This is a genomic window from Pseudomonas sp. LS-2, from assembly GCF_003605735.1.
Classification (GTDB): Bacteria; Pseudomonadota; Gammaproteobacteria; order Pseudomonadales; family Pseudomonadaceae; genus Aquipseudomonas.
This window is the reverse complement of record NZ_QXTJ01000034.1, coordinates 91,257-110,907: the sequence shown is the minus strand read 5'-3', so window position 1 is coordinate 110,907 and position 19,651 is coordinate 91,257. Positions and strand designations below refer to the sequence as shown.

The following is a 19,651-nucleotide window of genomic DNA, read 5'->3' as shown; positions in this document are numbered from 1 at the left end:
TACGACGGCAGCGATCTGGCGCGAAGCGGCAGTAAAACCCACAGGCGCAATCCACCTGACACACCGAGCCGTCGGGAATTACCGCTGGTTCCCAGCGGATCGTCGGCAAGCCGAACTCCCACGGGCTCCGCCCAGAATCAAAACCCTAGGCATCCCCGGTCACAACCTACCCAAAGGGCGTGGAGAACGGCCACACCACACCCCGGTTCCGCCCGAAGGCCGTGGGGAATTAATGCCCCCCGGCCCGACTCTGCCCGAAGGGCGTGGGGAATCAATGCCACCCCGCCCCGACCCTGCCCGAAGGGCGTGGGGAACTGCCATACTCCGGTCCGATTCTGCCCGCAGGGCGTAGGAGCTCTCGGAGGTTACGACGGCAGCGATCTGGCGCGAAGCGGCAGTAAAACCCACAGGCGCAATCCACCTGATACACCGAGCCGTCGGGCTTTGCCGCTGGTTCCCGGCGGATCATCGGCAAGCCGAACGCCCACGGGCACCGCCCAGAATCAAAAGCGCCTACATCGCTATTTTCAACGCTCATTCTGGGGCGTTACCCACGCAAATCCTGTAGCAGTCCGGCTTGCCGGCGGTGGCGACCTTTAAATCCTGCTCGCCGCCACACCAGGCTGCTGTCGGTCAAACCTCATCAGGCAACCGAAGCCGTGATCAATTGACTCGCCGCGCTCCTGGCGAACTTGATGGCGATGAACTTGGACGTCGGCGTGAAAGTACGGTCCCCGTAACTGTCCAGCGGAACGAGCGGGTTGGTTTCCGGGTAATACGCGGCCGCCTGCCCTTTGGGAATGTCATACGCCAGCAACGTAAAGCCCGAGACACGACGTTCGCGGCCATCGTTCCACAGCGAAATCATGTCGACCTTCTCCCCCGGTTCGAACCCCAGGCGGCGGATGTCTTCTTCGTTGGCGAACACCACTTCGCGCATGCCGTAAACCCCGCGATAGCGATCATCCAGACCGTACAGCGTGGTGTTGTACTGATCATGTGAGCGCAGGGTCTGCAGGATCAGGTCCGGCTTTTCGTCGAGGCTGCGAATGGCGGCGTTGACCAGGTGCTCGGGGAGCGCACTGGGAATGAAACGCGCCTTTTTTGTCGTGGTGTTCCACACCCGCCGAGCGACGCTGTTGCCCAGGTAAAAACCGCCCGGATTGAGCAGACGCTGATTGAAGTCCTTGAAGCCCGGAATCACGTCGGCGATCAGGTTGCGAATGCGGCTGTAGTCCTCGACCACCCAGTTCCAGTCGATGGGATGTTCGCCCAGCGTGGCAGCGGCGATCCCGGCAATGATCGCCGGTTCCGAACGCATCCATTTCGACTTGGGACGCAACTGGCCGTGGGAGATGTGCACCATGCTGAAGGTGTCTTCGACGGTGACGCCCTGAGGTCCGGTGGCCTGCATGTCGATGTCGGTGCGACCCAGCGCCGGAAGGATCAGCGCGTCCTTGCCAATCACCAGATGGCTGCGATTGAGCTTGGTGGACATTTGCACGGTGAGCTCGCAGTTGCGCAGCGCGGCATGGGTGCGCGGGCTGTCCGGGGTGGCCTGGGAAAAATTGCCGCCCAACGCGATGAACACATTCGAGCGACGCTCCTCCATGGCCTTGATCGCGGTCACGGTATTGTGACCTTCCTCCCGGGGGACCTTGAATGCGAAGCGGGTTTCCAGTGCGTCCAGCAGGGATTTGGGTGGGATCTCATTGATGCCCATGGTGCGGTCACCCTGCACGTTGCTGTGGCCGCGCACCGGCGACACCCCTGCCCCTTCCCGCCCCATATTGCCGCGCAGCAGCTGCAGGTTGACGATTTCCTGAATCATCGGCACCGAATGGGTGTGCTGGGTAAGGCCCATCGCCCAGCACATGATGACGCTTCTGGCCTTGGCGTACATGCGCGCAGCGTGCTCGATGTCTGCCAGCGTCATGCCCGATTGCTCGGCGATCAGCTCCCACGGCGTGGCTTCGACCGCACTCAGGTACGCGTCCAGCCCGGACGTTTGCTGCGCGATGAACTCGCGGTCGAACACGGCTTCGCCGCCAGTGGCCAGTGCGTCCATTTCCCATTTCAGGAGAAATTTCGCCATGCCCCGGATGGCCGCCATGTCGCCGCCGAGCGCGGGGCGGAAGTAAGCGGTGTTGGTGGGTTCGGAGCCATTGCTGAGCATTTCCAGCGGGTGCTGCGGATGCTGGAAGCGCTCGAGACCACGCTCCTTCAGCGGGTTGAAAACGATCACCTGAGCGCCGCGTTTGACCGCCTCGCGCAGCGGTTCGAGCATGCGCGGATGGTTGGTGCCGGGGTTCTGACCAATGACGAAAATCGCGTCGGCCTTCTCCAGATCATGGAACACCACCGTGCCTTTACCGACTCCGATGGATTCGAACATACCCACCGCACTGGCCTCGTGGCACATGTTCGAACAATCGGGGAAGTTGTTGGTGCCGTAGGCGCGCACGAATAACTGATAGAGAAACGCGGCTTCGTTACTGGCCCGGCCCGACGTATAGAACTCGGCCTGGTCCGGCGAGTCCAGCTGTTTGAGATGCCGGGCGATCAGGGCAAATGCCTCCTCCCAACTGGTCTCCACATAATGATCGGTGGCGGCGTCGTAACGCATCGGGTGGGTGAGACGACCCTGATATTCGAGCCAGTAATCGCTTTGTTCCAGCAGCGCAGAGACGCTGTATCGGGCGAAGAATGCCGGATCGACGAGACGCCCTGTCGCTTCCCAGTTCACCGCCTTGGCGCCGTTTTCGCAGAACTTGACCATGCCGTTTTCCGGCGACTCGCCCCAGGCGCAACCGGGGCAGTCGAAACCGCCATTCTGGTTGGTCTTAAGCATGGCGCGGATGTTCTTGAACGCGTTATCACTGCCCAGCCAGTTCCTGGTCACGGCAATCAGTGCCCCCCAACCGGCGGCGGCGCCTTTGTAGGGTTTATAACGGTGAACCTGGGTCATGGAAGTTCTCCATGGTCACGAAACGGCAGGCGCACGCGACCACTATCAGGGATAGACGAATAACGGTAATTAATCGTTCACGATAAGCCAGGGCATTCGAAGACAGTCACGAATCTGGCGTGCGAATCACACTAAGTGGATTAAAAAGGGCTGTCCAATCGCTATGAATGACCAGACGATAAGCGATATCTATCAAGGGCCGAAACCTATACATCAGGATGAGCCCGAACATAGGTAAGTTTAAATAAAATCCCTCGAACACGAGATCCATGGTCTGGAACATTATTGAAACAACGCCGGAAACTAAATGTTCTGTCCGTACGGTTTGTCACTCACAGTGATCGATATCAAGCCACAACTTTCGGCATTGACCGTCATGGTGCGCGCCACCGAACCGCGTTCGGCCACCGCTGAAAAGTGCCATGCCCAGTCGCGTTCGCCCTACCGAAATGACCGCCCTCTCCAGGGCGCCAGGTCCATCAGCCAGGCGGGATGGTGGCCAGCATGCCGATGGTCAGGGCCAATGCCAGAAAGCCCAACAGAAAAATCGTCATCTTGGCCATGTGGCCTCCTCTCGACGCCGCAGTACAGGCGAAAATTTCGCCCAACGCTTCCAATCCATCGCAGCCGGGCGGGTGGAAGTGATAAGAATTGTCTGCCGCGTGACTGTTTCAGTACAGATTCAGGTTGACGATAAAAATACGGATCAGATGCTCATTCAATGCGACGAGAGGCCTTGTCAGCACCACGCATCAGCATAATCGCCCGACAGCGGTCAGCGCCCACTAAGCGGTCCGCGTCCAACCTATCCATTTGTTCACCTCTGCAGCATATCTCTCACCCATCTGTACCGATTCCAACCGTTGAGGAGCGCCACGGGCAATTAGAGTGAATTTTCCTGACCGCAGCGACTCATTGAACTGTGAGCGACTGATAGGGAGGTTTGCGAGTGGCACAGTACAAGCATTTCAGAATCGATTATCTGCTGCATGGTAAATACAAAAGCTTCTACATCAGCGCCGAAGCCATGGATAACGCGTCCGCGTGGCACTGGGCGTCGGTGGATGCAGGGTTTGGGCAGATACCGAAATACCGGTCGGACAAAGTGCCAAGGGTGACCAAGCCCAAGGCGGAACAGCTTGGATTGACCGACGTAGAATGGGCCGAATCCTGAAGTCCCCGACCAGCGATCATCATCGCTGAACCCGCTCGCCGATACGTTTGAACGACGAATCGGCGGCGAATGCATTCCCTTCTCCCGTGATTTCCTCGTCCAGACCGGCGCATTGCCCAAGCCCTTCGACGCCCGCAGCGTGATCGATACGTCCTTCAACAGCGCCTTCCATTGAAGCCTTTTCTGACAACTGGCACCCGGAATCAAGGCCCCCCGCGTAACTGATCATTAAACGATCATTGTAAGTAAGCCCTTGCATTTAAGGGCTTACAGCCAGTTATCCACAGACATATTCACGTTTTCCGTGGACAACTTTTTGAACCTTTTGCCGTTGACTTTCGGGGACTTCCAAGCGTAGCCCATGTGGCGATTCCACCCCATGAGCAGCCTGCTGGTGGCAGCGACGGACCGGCCATCCTCATCGCAGGCTTGCAAGTTGGGGCGAACCGGTCTATTACCTTCTGGGGTCGAAAACCGACCTGTTGCTCCTCCACTGCATCGGACCGAAACGGGCCATGAGAATCACCAACCTGCCCATGGCATTGCGCCGCTCCAAAGTGCGTCACTCCGCACGTCCGCCGGACACCTCGTCTCTCGCCTGAGCGCCTCGGAACAATCGCGCCAGGTTCGTTCGCCGTCCACTTCCAATAAGCCTGCCATTTGTGATCCCCAGCCTGTGCCGGGGTCATGTTTGCGCGGCACGATTCTGCGCGCCCCCGTGGCGCAAGCGAGAGACCGATGAAATTTGCTTCCGTCGAAGACGCCCATGGCTTTCTGGCGCAAAACCCCGATATCGAGATGTTCGAACTGTTCATCCTCGACGCGAACGGCGTGCCTCGCGGCAAGCTGCTGCACCGCGAAGAACTGATCGCTGTTTACGAAACCGGGCGCCCACTGCCTAGCACCATTCTTGGGCTGACGCTGCAAGGCGAGGACGTAGAGAATTCGGGGCTGGTATGGGACGTCGGCGACATCGACTGCCGGGCCTATCCGCTGCAAGGCAGTCTGGTGCGACTGCCATGGCGCCAGATTCCAACCGCCGCCGTGCAAGTGAGCATGCACCCCTCCGAGGGCATGCCCGCGAGCATCGCCGATCCGCGCCATTTACTGATCAAAGTCATCGCGCAACTGCAGGCTCAGGGTTATCACCCGGTGATGGCCTGCGAGCTGGAGTTCTACCTGCTCGNGGTCGCCCTCGACATACGCAGGTCTACGGGTTGCGGGAACTGGAACAGATCGAGCCCTTCCTCGCCGACCTTTACGCGGCCTGCAAGCTGCACGGCATCCCGGCACGCACGGCCATCTCTGAGTACGCGCCGGGGCAAGTGGAAATTACCCTGGAGCATGGCAATGCGCTCGAAGCGATGGATCAGGCCGTTCGCTACAAGCGCCTGGTCAAAGCGGTCGCGCACAAGCACGGTATGCAGGCGACCTTCATGGCCAAGCCTTTCGATCATCTGGCGGGGACCGGCATGCACATGCATGTGAGCATCGCTGACGCCGAGGGTCGCAACCTGTTCGCTTCAGAAGACACAGCGGGCACGCCTTTACTGCGTCAGGCGGTCGGCGGGTTGCTGGCATCGCTGCTCGATTCACTGCTGCTGTTCTGCCCTAACGCCAATTCCTACCGACGGTTTCAGGCCAACAGCTACGCTCCACTGGCCCCCACATGGGGTGTCGACAACCGTACCGTCAGCCTGCGAATTCCGGGCGGACCTGCGAACAGCCGACATATCGAGCACCGTATCTGCGGCGCCGACGCCAACCCCTACCTGGCAGCCGCTGCGATCCTCGCCGGCATTCATCGCGGCATCAGCGAGCAGATAGACCCCGGCGCGCCGGTCGAAGGCAACGGCTATGCGCAAGCCACGCGACTGCTGCCCACCGACTGGCTGAGTTCGCTGACGGCGCTGGAAAACTCGGCATGGGCGCGGGATGCGCTGGGCGCAGAGTTTCTGGGCGTGTACCTGGCCGTCAAGCGCGCCGAGTTCCGGCAATTCATGGCCGAAGTGGGAGAACAGGACTGGCGCTGGTATCTGACTCAGGCGTAAGGATTGCACCCGCGCGCCAGATGACGGGATAGGCTGGCGCAGGGTCTCAGGCGCTCCCCTTGGCCTGCTGCTCGAGGTGAATTTGCAATTGCGGGTCGATGTTGAGGGCGGCGGCCAGTTCATCGAGGTAATTGCGCTCAGCATCCTGCTGATCATCCACCAGCATGACGCTTGCCAGGTACATTTCGGCGGCCATCGCCGGATCGCCCTGCGCGGCCTGCGCAACGTCTGTCGGGTTCAGCGGTTTGGCGACCTCATCGTTAAGCCACTGCTGCAAATCCGGATCGTCCGTGTGCCGGGCGATCTCCTTGCGAATCATCTGCTCCTCCTGCGGATCGATCGTGCCGTCGGCCTTGGCGGCAGCGATCAGTGCGCTCAGGATCGCATCGCTGTGGGCCTCGACCTCTGGCCCGGCGAGCAGGTCCACGGTACGGGGCGTTTCCTGCGGCGCCGATGCCTGCTGACGCTGCCAAGACTGATAGGCCTGGAAGGCCATCATTCCCAGCGATGCCAACATCGCATAGTTCGTACCGCCGGAGCGGGACTGCACGCCCCCGCCAGCGGATCCCGGCGCTGCGCCACCCCTCCCGAGCAGACCACCCAGAAGACCGCCCAGCCCGCCCAGACCGGCGCCGCCCGAACGGGAACCTGCGCCACCCAACAAACCACCGAGCAAACCACCCAGACCGCCTTGCCCCGCCCCACCCGCATTTTGCTGCGGCGCGGAACCCTGACTCGCGCGCAAGAGTTGTTCAAGCAGATCGCTGGTGTTCATGAACCCGTCCTCATCCGATAAGCGATATCCCCGAAAACAAACGATAGCCCTCGAATGTTGGAGTGCCATGACCGTCCAGCCGACTCTGCCTACACGACCAGGCGCCTCGCATCCCACCACCGGGCGGCAAGTCACATGCTAGGATCGCAATCTCTACACAGACATCGACCCGTGAAGGACTCAGGCATGCTGGAGCAGCACAGATTTTCCGCGTTTCTGTTTGATATGGACGGCACCCTGACCAACTCAGTGGCCGCAGCCGAGCGCGTCTGGAGCCAATGGGCCGAAGGCAAGGGGCTGAATGTCGCTGATTTTCTCCCCACCATTCACGGCGTCCGTTGCATCGATACCCTGCGCCGCCTGAACCTGCCAGGCGTCGATCCGGAACGTGAAGCAGACCTGCTCGCCCAGGCTGAAATAGATGACGTTGAAGGCGTGGTATCCATCGAAGGTGCCGCGCGATTTCTAGCTGCATTGCCCGCCGAGCGCTGGGCGGTGGTTACCTCTGCGCCACGTCTGCTGGCAGAACGGAGGATTCTCGCGGCCGGGTTGCCGTTGCCCCAGATCATGGTGTCGGCAGAAGACGTCGAACACGGCAAGCCGGCGCCGGACTGCTTTCTGCTCGCTGCCCGTAAGTTGGGGGTCAAACCCGATGAATGCCTGGTGTTCGAAGATGCGCCCGCAGGCATCGCGGCAGCGGAGGCCGCAGGGGCGAAGGTGATGGTAATCACGGCCGCCCACTCCCATGTCATCGAAACCGCTCACCCCACCCTCGCCACTTATGACAGCTATGGCGTGGTTATCGATGAACAAGGCTTTCTGCAGCTGCGGGTTAACTGAATGTCAGAGGGGTGCAGGCGTCGAGGATCGACGCCTGCCATTGAGTGGGAGGTCAGGCCGCGCTCAGCACCCGCGCCAACACCGCCTTGACCTTGCCGATGCCGTCATGCAACGCCTGCTCGATGTCGGCCATGCTGATCACCGCTCCCGATTTGCCCGCCGCCGGATTCACCACCAACGCCAGACAGGCATAGTCCAGCGCCAGCTCACGGGCCAGTGCAGCCTCCGGCATGCCGGTCATGCCGACGATGTCGCACCCGTCACGTTCCAGCCGCACGATCTCGGCCGCCGTCTCCAGTCTCGGCCCCTGAGTGCAGCCGTATACCCCGAAATCGCTGAACGGGTGCCCGTCTGCCGCCAACGCGGCTATCAGACGTTCGCGCAGCGGCTCGCTGTAGGGGTGGCTGAAATCGATGTGGGTGACCTGTTCCAGATCGTCCGCGAAAAACGTATGTTCGCGGCTGCTGGTGTAGTCCACCAGATCATGGGGCACGCAGAAATGTCCGGAGCCCATGTCAGGATGAATACCGCCTACGGCATTGATCGACAGAATCGCCTCGGCGCCTGCCTGCTTCAGCGCCCAGACGTTGGCCCGGTAATTGATCTTGTGCGGCGGTAACCGGTGCGGGTGACCATGGCGAGCCAGGAACATGACTTCGCGCCCGGCGAACTCACCCAATTGAACCTCCCCTGACGGTGCGCCATAGGGCGTATTCACCGACAGCGACTGACGAATCGTCAGACCTTCGAGCTGCGTCAACCCCGAACCACCGATGATGGCGTAGACAGTCATGGCAAATCCTCAATCGATCAACTGAGCGGCACGCAATTCACCCAGCGCTGCCAGCCAGCGAGGGTGTTGACGGTATTCAGTGGTCGCCAGACCTTGTCCTCGCATCCTGGCGATGTTGGCAGGCGCGGTGATCTTCATCCGCTGCGCGGCGCTCAGGGCCAGCTCGGCGGCAGCCCGGTCATTGCACACCAGGCCCATGTCACAGCCTGCGGTCAACGCGGCCTCGATGCGGCTGGCGGCATCGCCGACCACATGGGCGCCCTTCATGGACAGGTCGTCACTGAAGATCACGCCGTCGAAACCCACTTCGCCGCGCAGAATGTCGTGCAGCCAGCGTCGGGAGAAACCGGCCGGCTGCGAATCGACCTGGGGATAGATAACGTGTGCCGGCATGACGGCGGCCAACTGCTTGCTCAGCCGCGCGAATGGCACCAGGTCATTGGCCCGGATGGTCTCCAGGCTGCGCTCATCGTGGGGGATGGCCACGTGGGAGTCGGCTTCGGCCCAGCCGTGACCGGGGAAATGTTTGCCGGTGGCAGCCATGCCTGCGTCATTCATCCCACGGATGAACGCCCCCGCCAGCGCCGCAGCACGCTCGGGGTCACCCTCGAACGAACGGCTGCCCACCACCGCACTGCGCTGGTAATCCAGATCCAGCACCGGCGCGAAACTGAGGTCCAGCCCCACCGTCAGCACCTCGGTCGCCATCAGCCAGCCACACTGCTCGGCGAGGGACTCTGCATTGGGGTTATCGGCAATTGCGCGCATGGCCGGCAAGCGCACGAAGCCTTGACGCAACCGCTGCACTCGACCGCCTTCCTGATCGACTGCGAGCAGCAGGTCCGGACGAATCGCACGGATGGACGCACTCAACTCGCGGACCTGCCGCGGGCTTTCGATGTTTCGGGCGAAAATGATCAGGCCGCCCACCTCGGGCTGACGCAGAAACTGACGGTCTTCGGATGTCAGCCAGGTACCGGCGATATCCACCATCAGGGAGCCTTGCAGGCCAGAACTCATATGAAGATCCTTCAACAACCAATGCTCAGTGCGGCATGGTGAGGGATCGACGGGTGCGATGCAAATGCTCGGCACCCGTTGGCAGCCGGGTCAGACTTTTGCGGGGGTAGGCGCTGCGCTTTTGGTGCGGGGCTTGAGCTGAGCGTTGATCATCGCAGCGTCGGTCACGCCGGTTTCAGCGCGCATGCCGGCAGCAAGGAACGGCACCATCAGGCGCATGACTTGCTCGATAGAGGTATTGACGCCGAAATCGGTCTCGGCAATGGCACGCAGCGCCTTGATACCGGACATGCTGAACGCAGCGGCACCGAGCATGAAGTGCACGCGCCAGAACAACTCTATCGGGGGAATACGCGGAGCAGCTTCATTGACCAGCAGCATGTAACGGCGGAACACCTTGCCGTACATGTCTTCCAGATAACGCCGCAAATGGCCCTGGCTCTGACTGAAGGCCAGGCCTAGCAGGCGCATGAAAATGGACAGATCGTTGCCGCTGCGAGGCTGGACGACCAGCGCCTGTTCGACGAGGATTTCCAGCAACTCTTCGAGCGTAGGCTTATGTTCAGGTCTGGCCTGACGACGCTCCAGCTCTTTGTCGAGGCTGATGCAGAATGGCCCGAGAAAACGCGAGAAAACGGCTTGAATGAGCGCCTTCTTCGAACCGAAGTGATAGTTCACCGCGGCCAGGTTGACCGACGCCTTGCTGGTGATGAGCCGCAACGATGTTTCGGCAAAACCCTTTTCCGCGAAAAGCTGCTCCGCAGCATCGAGAATTCGTTCAACTGTTTCCGACTGAGCCATGGTTATGCGCCTGACAAACACTTGTTTGAAACATACGTTTCAGCCGAACGGCTGTCAACCCTGGCTGTTCGTATTCTGTCTGGTCGGTCACGCCATTTAATCATACAAACCCGCCCTGTCAGCAGCCCTTATACCAAGGCCGCAGGGGTTTTATGCAGGGCTATCGGACACGCTTTATAAAAAGGAGGATTGCCAAGCGTCGATCACTGTATATAATCCCAGTCACTGTATAAAAAGACAGAGCGATTCACATGATCAAACTGACGTCACGCCAAGCCGAGATTCTGGACTTCATCAAACGTTGTCTCGAAGACAACGGCTATCCGCCAACCCGTGCGGAAATCGCTCAGGAACTGGGATTCAAATCCCCCAACGCTGCCGAAGAACACCTCAAGGCACTGGCGCGCAAAGGCGCCATCGAGATGACGCCGGGCGCCTCTCGCGGCATCCGTATTCCGGGTTTCGAAGCCAAAACCGAAGAAAGCGGTCTGCCGATCATCGGCCGCGTCGCTGCCGGCGCACCGATTCTCGCGCAACAGCACATTGAAGAAAACCTCGCAATCAACCCCGCCTTCTTTCACCCAAGCGCCGACTACCTGCTGCGTGTCCACGGCATGAGCATGAAGGATGTCGGCATCCTCGACGGCGACCTGCTGGCGGTGCATACCACCCGCGAGGCCCGCAATGGCCAGATAGTGGTGGCACGTATCGGCGACGAAGTTACCGTCAAGCGCTTCAAGCGTGAAGGCAGCAAAGTCTGGCTGATCGCCGAAAACCCCGAATTCGCACCTATCGAAGTCAACCTGAAAGATCAGGATCTGGTCATCGAAGGGCTGAGCGTCGGCGTGATTCGCCGCTAAGGAGAACGTTCATGCAGTTCCCACAGACACCGCAACAACATGCACAACTGCCGCTGTTCGAAGCATTCATGGCCCCTGGCGTGCCAATGCTCGACGTTCCACTGCTTCAGGTGCCGGTTCTCGACAATGTGGTCGAGGCGCCCTGGAACAATGAACCAGAAGTCTTTAGTGAATTGTCATTGCGCGGCGCTGCCGGGAACTGCCTGAACCTGCTGGCACCGATTCTTCGCGATCTGAGCCAGGACACGAATGACCGCTGGCTGACCTTGATCGCTCCGCCGTCCAGCGTCACCCAGGCGTGGTTGCGCGACGCGGGGCTGAATCGGGAACGCATTATCCTGATTCATCCGAGAGGGACGCAGAGTGCGCTGGAATTGACTCGCGAAGCCTTGCGCCTGGGCCGTAGCCACACGGTGGTGAGCTGGATCAATCCGATATCCAGCAGCGCCCGTCAGCAGTTGATCAGCGCAGCACGGATTGGCAATGCTCAGAGTCTGAACATTCGACTGGGTTGATTCAGACGGTTGGAACAAGCCAGGGACAGGCCGGGCTTCTCACGTGCCGAGAAGCCATCAGGAAAGGTAATACGAGACTGATCCCGAACAGGATCAATGCAGAACGCGAGGCCCCTCTTCTTCTTTGGTCAATTCGCCTTCAGCCAGACGGCCGGCCATTTGCACGCCAACACTCAGCATGGCCTTGGCGACTTCAACGTGTTGGCCTTGCAGAAATGCCTTGGCATCCTCGGAGAAGTTCAAGGTCACCAGAGACCCCTCATCCTCAGCGCGGCGCAGCTCGATGCGGCCGTCAGGCAGTTCTACAATTTCCAGAAAAGAGGTTGGCATCAGGACAGTTCTCCACGAAAGGCGGGCATTGTAACAGCCTGATGACTCAGGCCCTAGCCCATCGATCATTCTGTCTCAGCACTCACTCAGCCCCTCACGAAAGCGAATAGCCAGTCCTTTGAGCTGCTGACGCCAGCTTTCCATTTCCTCACGGGTCAATTCAGGCTCGGCTTCTTCCTCGACTCCCACAGCAATGATCAAGGGCTGGGTCACGTCGCCCTTTGGCTTGTGCGGCGCCCGAGGTGGCTGGAACAGAGCGTTGTAGGACGCCAGCAGCTGAGCCAGCCAGGTTTTACGGTGTTGCGCCAACTCGACCAGTTCGGCCATTTCCGGGATGGCGATGGCTTCCAGCACTTTCGGCGTCAACAGGTCCTCGGCACGGGGCGTATTGGCGCCAGGCAGGCGATAGAACCCTGCGATCTCATGACAGAGCCCCAGCAGTGCGCCATACAGATGAAATACCGCTGACTCTCGCTCAGCCTGCTCAAGCCCTTGAGCATTCATGGCACGGCTTTCCTTCGCCCTGGCCATGGACTCGAGCGCGAGGCCTGCGAAAAAGATCTTCTGATTGGTGCGGGTATAGAGTTCGTGAGCCATGACGATGGCCTCCAGATCAACGAAGTTTTGAACGAGCAAGCCAGGGCAAAAAAATCCCTCGGAGCGCACGGCTGTCGAGGGATTCTTTTAACGCAAAGCGCTGGTGCTTGCCAGTTGGATCGGAATCAGGCGATCAACGCTTGTCCTCGACCTTCCAGGCTTTACCGTCGTAGAACGCACGCCAGCCAGTCGGCTTGCCGTCCACTTCGGTCTGCACATATTGCTCCTTGGACTTGCGGCTGTATCGAATCACTGCAGGACGGCCATCCGGGTCTTTCTTCGGTGCTTCACAGAGGAAGTGGTACTTCGGATCGATCTCGTCCTTGTGCGGCACGATTTCCAGCACCAGCGGGGCGCGGGTTTCGCGGTTCTTCGGAAACTGGCTCGCGGCGAGGAACAACCCCGAAGCGCCGTCACGCAGGATGTACGTGTCGTCAACCTTCTCGCACTTGAGTTCCGGCATTTTCACCGGGTCCATCTTCGGCGGCGCCGCTTCACCGCTCTTCAGCAGTTTGCGGGTGTTCTTGCAGTTGGTGCAGCCGAAGAACTTGCCGAAACGGCCGGTCTTGAGCTGCATCTCGCCACCGCACTTGTCGCATTCGACGCTCGGGCCCTCGTAGCCCTTGATGCGGTAGGTGCCTTCTTCGATCTCGTAACCCACGCAATCGGGGTTGTTACCGCAGATGTGCAGCTTGTGCTTCTCATCCAGCAGGTAGGCATCCATCGCCGTGCTGCAAACCGGGCAGCGGTGCTTGCCACGGAGCACGCGAGATTCGGATTCACCTTCATCGTCTTCGGCGATTTCGTCACCCGGCGTCAGGTTGACGGTTGCCTTGCAGCGCTCTTTCGGCGGCAGGCTGTAGCCCGAGCAACCGAGGAACACGCCGGTGGACGCGGTACGAATCTGCATCGGACGGCCGCAGACCTTACACGGGATGTCTGTCATCACCGGCTGGTTGGCGCGCATCCCGCTGTCAGCAGCTTCGGCCACTTCCAGTTTTTTCTTGAAGTCGCCATAGAACTCGTCGAGGACGTTCTTCCAGTCACGCTCGCCCTGTGCCACGTCGTCGAGGTTTTCTTCCATGCCGGCGGTGAAGCCGTAGTCCATCAGGTTGGAGAAGCTCTCGGACAATCGCTCGGTGACGATGTCGCCCATCTTTTCCGAGTAGAAACGACGGTTGTGCAGCGCCACATAACCACGGTCCTGAATGGTGGAGATAATCGCCGCATAAGTCGAAGGACGACCGATGCCACGCTTTTCCATTTCCTTGACCAGGCTCGCTTCCGAATAACGCGCAGGCGGTTTGGTGAAGTGCTGGCTTGGATCGAGCTTGATCAACTTCAGGATGTCGCCCTGAGCCATGTCCGGCAGTACATCGTCATCGCCGGGTTTGCTCATCTGTGGCAGCACACGGGTGTAACCGTCGAACTTGAGGATGCGGCCCTTGGCGCGCAGCTCGAAGTCACCGGCAGCGACGCTGACAGTGGTCGACAGGTATTGCGCAGGCGGCATCTGGCAGGCCACGAACTGGCGCCAGATCAGCTCATACAGACGCTCCGCGTCACGCTCCATGCCCGTCAGCTTGCTCGGGTGGGTGTTGACGTCAGACGGACGAATCGCTTCGTGAGCCTCTTGAGCGCCTTCCTTGCTGCTGTACACGTTCGGCGCATCCGGCAGGTACTTCTTGCCGAACTCGGTTTCGATGTAGGTGCGAGCCATGGCCACCGCGTCAGCCGACAGGTTGGTGGAGTCGGTACGCATATACGTGATGTAGCCCGCCTCATACAGACGCTGGGCCATCATCATGGTCTTCTTCACCCCGTAGCCCAGACGATTGCTCGCCGCCTGTTGCAGGGTGGAGGTGATGAACGGCGCCGACGGCTTGCTGCTGGTGGGTTTGTCTTCCCGCTTGGCGATGCTGTAGGCGGACGCCTTGAGCTTCTCCAGCGCGGCCATGGCCTGCGCTTCGTTCAGCGGCTTGAAGGCTTCGCCCTTCTCCCGCGCCACTTCGAAACGCACGTTTGCGCCTTTGGCAGTCCCAAGATCGGCGTGGACTTCCCAATACTCTTCCGGAATGAACGCACGAATTTCGCGTTCACGCTCGACGACCAGCTTCACGGCTACCGACTGCACGCGACCGGCAGACAGGCCACGGGCGATCTTCTGCCACAGCAAAGGCGAAACCATGTAACCCACGACGCGGTCGAGGAAACGGCGCGCCTGCTGGGCGTTCACGCGGTCGATGTCGAGCTCGCCCGGCCTGGAGAAGGCTTCCTGAATGGCCTTCTTGGTGATCTCGTTGAACACCACACGCTTGTAACGATCGTCATCCCCACCGATGGCTTCGCGCAGGTGCCAGGCAATGGCTTCCCCTTCGCGGTCCAAGTCCGTCGCGAGATAGATGGTGTCGGCATCCTTGGCCAGGCGGCGCAGTTCGTCGATCACCTTCTCCTTGCCGGGAAGGATTTCATACTTGGCTTTCCAGCCATGCTCGGGATCGACGCCCATGCGCGCCACAAGCTGGCGCTTGGCCTTTTCCTTGGGCGACAGAGCCGGGGCCTCGGACGCGGTCTTGCCGCGCTTGGCAGCAGGCTCTTTGGCGGCGCTCGCCGAACCGCTGGTGGGCAGGTCTCGGATATGGCCGATACTCGACTTCACCACGTACTGGCTGCCCAGATACTTGTTGATGGTCTTGGCCTTAGCCGGGGATTCCACAATGACCAGCGATTTGCCCATGGATCGGAAAATTCCTAATGCGAGAAAAAAGACGTTGGAGCCTTAGAGGCCCCGCTATATATAGTGGCTACAAGGTGAGGTCAAGCACAGGCTACTGCAAGGTCTCGCCTCACGACCTTGAAAAAAGGTCAGGTTCAGCCTGGACCAAAGCAAAGCGCGGCACTTGCTCCCCGTCAACCTCGACCGACTCCAGGAACATGCTCAAAGGGCGTACCCACAGCCCGTATTCGCCGTACAACGCCTGATAGAACACGACCTCTTCTTCGGTCTCCGAATGCTTCGCGACACCGAAAACACGGTATTCGGGGCCTTTGTAATGACGGTAGAGCCCTGGCTTCAACTGCATGCTGCGGACCTCACGGATTGACGCGAAAAAAAATTTTCAAAAATCGTTTCTGAAGAAAAACAAAAGCCGGGGCACCAGGCCCCGGCTCGCACACTGTCGACGATCAGACGCGTTCGAAGACGGTGGTAATGCCCTGACCAAGGCCAATGCACATGGTTGCAACACCCAGGGTGCCGCCCTTTTGCTTCATGACATTGAGCAATGTGCCGGAAATACGGGCTCCCGAGCAACCGAACGGATGACCCAGGGCGATGGCGCCGCCGTGCAGGTTAACCTTCTGATCCATCTTGTCGAGCACTTTCAAATCTTTCAGCACAGGCAGTGCTTGAGCAGCGAAGGCTTCGTTGAGTTCGAAGAAGTCGATGTCATTGATGCCCAAACCCGCGCGCTTGAGGGCTTTCTGCGTCGCTGGGACCGGGCCGTAACCCATGATCGCAGGATCGACACCGGCCACAGCCATGGAACGAATGACCGCCATCGGCTGAATACCCAGATCCATCGCACGCTGGCCCGACATGACGATCATGCAGGAAGCACCGTCCGTGATCTGCGAAGACGTACCCGCTGTCACGGTACCACCTTTGGGATTGAACGCAGGTTTCAAGGCCGCCAGGCTTTCCAGAGTGGTCTCCGGACGGATGGTCTCGTCGTAGTCGAACATCTTCAGGAAACCGTTCTCGTCATACCCTTGCATCGGGATGATTTCGTCCCTGAAGTTGCCTTCGACGGTCGCCTGATGCGCCAGACGGTGCGAACGCACGCCGAATGCATCCTGCGCTTCCCGGGTGATGCCATGCATCTTGCCGAGCATTTCCGCGGTCAGACCCATCATGCCCGACGCCTTTGCCGCGTACAGCGACATGTGCGGGTTAGGATCGACACCGTGCATCATGCCGACGTGACCCATGTGTTCGACACCACCGATGACAAAAACGTCACCGTTGTTGCTCATGATCGCCTGGGCAGCGGTGTGCAGCGCACTCATCGACGAACCGCAGAGGCGGCTCACGGTCTGGGCCGCGGAGGTGTGCGGGATCTGGGTCATCAGCGACGCCATGCGCGCGATGTTCCAGCCCTGCTCCAGCGTCTGGTTGACGCAGCCCCAGATCACGTCCTCGACTTCCGCCGGGTCGACCTTGCTGTTGCGTTCCAGCAGCTTGCTGATCAGGTGCGCCGACATGTCTTCGGCGCGAGTATTGCGGTGCATGCCACCCTTGGAGCGGCCCATCGGAGTACGACCGAAGTCGACAATCACGACGTCTCTCGGATTCAAGCTCATATTTTCACCTGTTCGTTGGGCACTAAGCCGAAGAAGCGCTGGCCGGTCCTGGCCATTTCACGCAGCTTCGCAGTGGGGTGGTACAAAGCGCCCAGATCAGCGTATTGGTCAGCCAGGGCAACGAATTCAGCCACACCGATCGAGTCGATGTAACGCAGCGCACCACCACGGAACGGAGGGAAACCGATGCCGTAGATCAGGCCCATGTCCGCCTCGGCCGCGGTGTCGACGATACCGTCTTCCAGGCAGCGTACAGTTTCCAGGCACAGCGGGATCATCATCCAGTTGATGATGTCTTCATCAGTGACTTCACGCTGCTCGTAGATAACCGGCTTGAGCACTTCCAGCACGGACGCGTCGACGACCTTCTTCGGCTTGCCCTTCTTGTCGGTCTCGTAGACGTAGAAGCCCTTGCCGTTCTTCTGGCCCAGCCGATTGGCTTCGTACAGTGCGTCGACGGCCGAACGACGGTCGTCCTTCATGCGGTCCGGGAAGCCCTCGGCCATCACGTCACGGCCATGGTGACCGGTGTCGATACCGACCACGTCCATCAGGTACGCCGGGCCCATCGGCCAGCCGAACTTTTCCATGACTTTGTCAATGCGCACGAAGTCCACACCGGCGCTGACCAGCTTGGCGAACCCGCCGAAGTACGGGAACAGGATGCGGTTGACCAGGAAGCCCGGGCAGTCGTTGACCACGATCGGGTTCTTGCCCATTTTCTTGGCGTAGGCGACGGTGGTTGCGACCGCGACTTCACTGGACTTCTCGCCACGGATGACTTCGACCAGCGGCATCATGTGCACCGGGTTGAAGAAGTGCATGCCGGCGAAGTTTTCCGGACGCTTGAGGGCCTTGGCCAGCAAGCTGATGGAGATGGTCGACGTGTTGGACGCCAGAATGGTGTCTTCGCTGACCTGCCCTTCCACTTCGGACAACACCGCCTGCTTGACCTTCGGGTTCTCGACGACGGCTTCGACCACCAGGTCGACATTGCCGAAGTCGCCGTAGGACAGCGTCGGACGAATCGCATTCAGCGCTTCGGCCATTTTCGCCGGGGTCAGACGGCCCTTTTCAACACGCTTGCCCAGCAGCTTGGATGCTTCGTTCAGGCCCAGTTCGATGGCTTCTTCGCGAATGTCTTTCATCAGGATCGGCGTGCCTTTGACCGCCGACTGATAGGCGATGCCGCCGCCCATGATACCGGCGCCCAACACCGCAGCCTGCTTCACGTCTCTGGCAACTTCGTCGTAGATCTTGGCTTTCTTTTTCAGTTCCTGATCGTTCAGGAACAGGCCGATCAAGCTCTCGGCGGCCGATGTCTTGGCCATTTTGACGAAACCGGCGGCCTCGACTTCCAGCGCCTTGTCACGACCGAAATTGGCAGCCTTCTGGATGGTCTTGATCGCTTCGACCGGAGCCGGGTAGTTCGGACCCGCCTGGCCTGCCACGAAACCCTTGGCGGTTTCGAAAGCCATCATCTGCTCGATGGCGTTGAGCTTGAGCTTGTCCAGCTTCGGTTGACGCTTGGCCTTGAAATCGAACTCGCCGGAAATGGCGCGCTTGATCAGGTCCAGCGCTGCTTCCTGAAGTTTCTCGGGCGCGACGACCGCATCCACCGCGCCCACTTTCAGGGCATCCTCAGCGCGATTGTCCTTGCCGGAGGCAATCCACTCGACCGCGTTATCGACGCCAACCAGACGTGGCAGACGCACGGTGCCGCCAAAGCCCGGATAGATACCCAGCTTGACTTCGGGCAGGCCGATCTTGGCAGTGGCGGACATCACGCGGAAGTCGGCAGCCAGACACATTTCCAGCCCGCCGCCCAGCGCGATGCCATTGATGGCGGCCAGGGTGGGGACATTCAGGTCTTCGAAGTCACTGAAGATTTTGTTCGCTTCAAGGTTGCCTGCGACCAGTTCGGCGTCTGGCAGCTTGAAGTTATCGACGAATTCGGTGATGTCGGCGCCGACGATGAAGACGTCCTTGCCACTGGTGACGATGACGCCCTTGATCGAGCCGTCAGCCTTGATGGCTTCTACAGCCTGGCGCAGGTCGTTGAGGGTGAGGCGGTTGAACTTGTTGACGGACTCACCCTTGAGGTCGAATTTCAATTCGACGATGCCACTTTCAAGAGCCTTAACCGTGATGGCTTTACCTTCGTAAATCATCAACTGATCTCCACGATATGGAAGCTGAACAATGCGCGTCAGACGCTGAAATCCGGCGAAAAACACGACGTTTCCGTCGATAAGAACACCAAACGCCAGGCACCCCGTCTACGCGATTCGGGCGTCTGTAAGAGCATTCCTACGGCAAACACTCAATTCATACGCCCGTTTGATTTGGGTGCGCCTACCTTCGGCCATATTCCAGCAATTGTCAATTCGCCCGACAGCGGACAAAACCGGCAAATTGCAGGTAAAAGACACATGTGATCAGCAGGCATTCAGCGAAATGATGACGTTGAACCGGCGGTTGCATCGATAAACGGGGGAAGCGATGACCGGCTCATGAATATCGAAAAATAATTGGATCCGCGGCAGACAAATGCACCAATTAGGT

16 protein-coding genes and 3 pseudogenes are annotated in these 19,651 nt (G+C 59.7%); 7 read left to right on the top strand and 12 right to left on the bottom strand.

Annotated features, from left to right (window positions below; translation table 11 throughout):
• Positions 1-643: 643 nt before the first annotated feature.
• Positions 644-2,968 carry an FdhF/YdeP family oxidoreductase gene (locus D3M70_RS20415; protein ID WP_120127490.1) on the bottom strand — a complete coding sequence of 775 codons (2,325 nt, stop codon included), beginning with the start codon at positions 2,966-2,968 and terminating at the stop codon, positions 644-646.
• Between the two features lie 479 nt (positions 2,969-3,447).
• A complete protein-coding gene (locus D3M70_RS33460) occupies positions 3,448-3,576 on the bottom strand; it encodes a hypothetical protein (RefSeq protein ID WP_256659938.1) in 129 nt (42 codons plus the stop codon).
• Between the two features lie 341 nt (positions 3,577-3,917).
• On the opposite strand from D3M70_RS33460, the gene D3M70_RS20410 reads away from it, so the two are divergent.
• From D3M70_RS20410 to D3M70_RS20400, 4 genes and pseudogenes are all read left to right on the top strand, one after another.
• Complete coding sequence (locus D3M70_RS20410; protein WP_120127489.1) at positions 3,918-4,142, top strand: DUF6555 family protein; 225 nt, start codon at positions 3,918-3,920, stop codon at positions 4,140-4,142.
• 88 nt (positions 4,143-4,230) lie between these two features.
• A pseudogene (locus tag D3M70_RS33455) lies at positions 4,231-4,317 on the top strand (hypothetical protein); the annotation flags it as partial.
• 512 nt (positions 4,318-4,829) lie between these two features.
• Positions 4,830-5,328: pseudogene (locus D3M70_RS33975) on the top strand (glutamine synthetase); the annotation flags it as partial.
• A 1-nt stretch (position 5,329) separates the two neighbouring features.
• A pseudogene (locus D3M70_RS20400) lies at positions 5,330-6,193 on the top strand (glutamine synthetase family protein); the annotation flags it as partial.
• 46 nt (positions 6,194-6,239) lie between these two features.
• Here D3M70_RS20400 and D3M70_RS20395 read toward each other — a convergent pair.
• A complete protein-coding gene (locus D3M70_RS20395; protein ID WP_120127487.1) occupies positions 6,240-6,968 on the bottom strand; it encodes a tellurite resistance TerB family protein in 729 nt (242 codons plus the stop codon).
• Between the two features lie 186 nt (positions 6,969-7,154).
• On the opposite strand from D3M70_RS20395, the gene D3M70_RS20390 reads away from it, so the two are divergent.
• On the top strand, positions 7,155-7,808 hold the full coding sequence (locus D3M70_RS20390; RefSeq protein WP_120127486.1) for an HAD-IA family hydrolase: 654 nt from the start codon (positions 7,155-7,157) through the stop codon (positions 7,806-7,808).
• Positions 7,809-7,860: 52 nt separating this feature from the next.
• On the opposite strand, the gene D3M70_RS20385 is transcribed toward D3M70_RS20390, so the two are convergent.
• The 3 genes from D3M70_RS20385 to psrA all read right to left on the bottom strand — a co-directional run bounded on the left by D3M70_RS20385 (position 7,861) and on the right by psrA (position 10,422).
• Positions 7,861-8,601 carry an S-methyl-5'-thioinosine phosphorylase gene (locus D3M70_RS20385; protein ID WP_120127485.1) on the bottom strand — a complete coding sequence of 247 codons (741 nt, stop codon included), beginning with the start codon at positions 8,599-8,601 and terminating at the stop codon, positions 7,861-7,863.
• Between the two features lie 9 nt (positions 8,602-8,610).
• Positions 8,611-9,609, bottom strand: a complete 999-nt coding sequence (gene nagZ, locus D3M70_RS20380) for a beta-N-acetylhexosaminidase (RefSeq protein ID WP_177418456.1) — start codon at positions 9,607-9,609, stop codon at positions 8,611-8,613.
• 102 nt (positions 9,610-9,711) lie between these two features.
• Positions 9,712-10,422 (bottom strand): transcriptional regulator PsrA, encoded by a 711-nt coding sequence (psrA, locus tag D3M70_RS20375; RefSeq protein WP_120127483.1) that lies wholly within the window; start codon positions 10,420-10,422, stop codon positions 9,712-9,714.
• A gap of 251 nt (positions 10,423-10,673) precedes the next feature.
• Between psrA and lexA the strand changes: the two genes are divergently transcribed.
• Together lexA and sulA are read left to right on the top strand one after the other, a co-directional pair.
• On the top strand, positions 10,674-11,282 hold the full coding sequence (lexA, locus tag D3M70_RS20370; protein WP_120127482.1) for a transcriptional repressor LexA: 609 nt from the start codon (positions 10,674-10,676) through the stop codon (positions 11,280-11,282).
• Positions 11,283-11,293: 11 nt separating this feature from the next.
• Entirely contained in the window at positions 11,294-11,797 is a 504-nt protein-coding gene (sulA, locus tag D3M70_RS20365; protein ID WP_120127481.1) for an SOS-induced cell division inhibitor SulA, read from the top strand.
• Positions 11,798-11,890: 93 nt separating this feature from the next.
• On the opposite strand, the gene D3M70_RS20360 is transcribed toward sulA, so the two are convergent.
• The 6 genes from D3M70_RS20360 to fadB form a co-directional block, all read right to left on the bottom strand.
• Positions 11,891-12,127 carry a hypothetical protein gene (locus D3M70_RS20360; protein WP_093467610.1) on the bottom strand — a complete coding sequence of 79 codons (237 nt, stop codon included), beginning with the start codon at positions 12,125-12,127 and terminating at the stop codon, positions 11,891-11,893.
• Between the two features lie 75 nt (positions 12,128-12,202).
• The gene (locus D3M70_RS20355) at positions 12,203-12,724 is read right to left on the bottom strand and encodes a DUF6586 family protein (RefSeq protein WP_120127480.1); all 522 of its coding nucleotides are present in this window, start codon (positions 12,722-12,724) and stop codon (positions 12,203-12,205) included.
• 133 nt (positions 12,725-12,857) lie between these two features.
• A complete protein-coding gene (topA, locus tag D3M70_RS20350; RefSeq protein WP_120127479.1) occupies positions 12,858-15,461 on the bottom strand; it encodes a type I DNA topoisomerase in 2,604 nt (867 codons plus the stop codon).
• A 109-nt stretch (positions 15,462-15,570) separates the two neighbouring features.
• Entirely contained in the window at positions 15,571-15,807 is a 237-nt protein-coding gene (locus D3M70_RS20345) for a DUF1653 domain-containing protein (protein ID WP_120127478.1), read from the bottom strand.
• Positions 15,808-15,910: 103 nt separating this feature from the next.
• A complete protein-coding gene (gene fadA / locus D3M70_RS20340) occupies positions 15,911-17,086 on the bottom strand; it encodes an acetyl-CoA C-acyltransferase FadA (RefSeq protein ID WP_120127477.1) in 1,176 nt (391 codons plus the stop codon).
• Complete coding sequence (gene fadB, locus D3M70_RS20335; protein WP_120127497.1) at positions 17,083-19,257, bottom strand: fatty acid oxidation complex subunit alpha FadB; 2,175 nt, start codon at positions 19,255-19,257, stop codon at positions 17,083-17,085. Before fadB ends, fadA begins: the two co-directional genes overlap by 4 nt.
• Positions 19,258-19,651 lie beyond the last annotated feature (394 nt).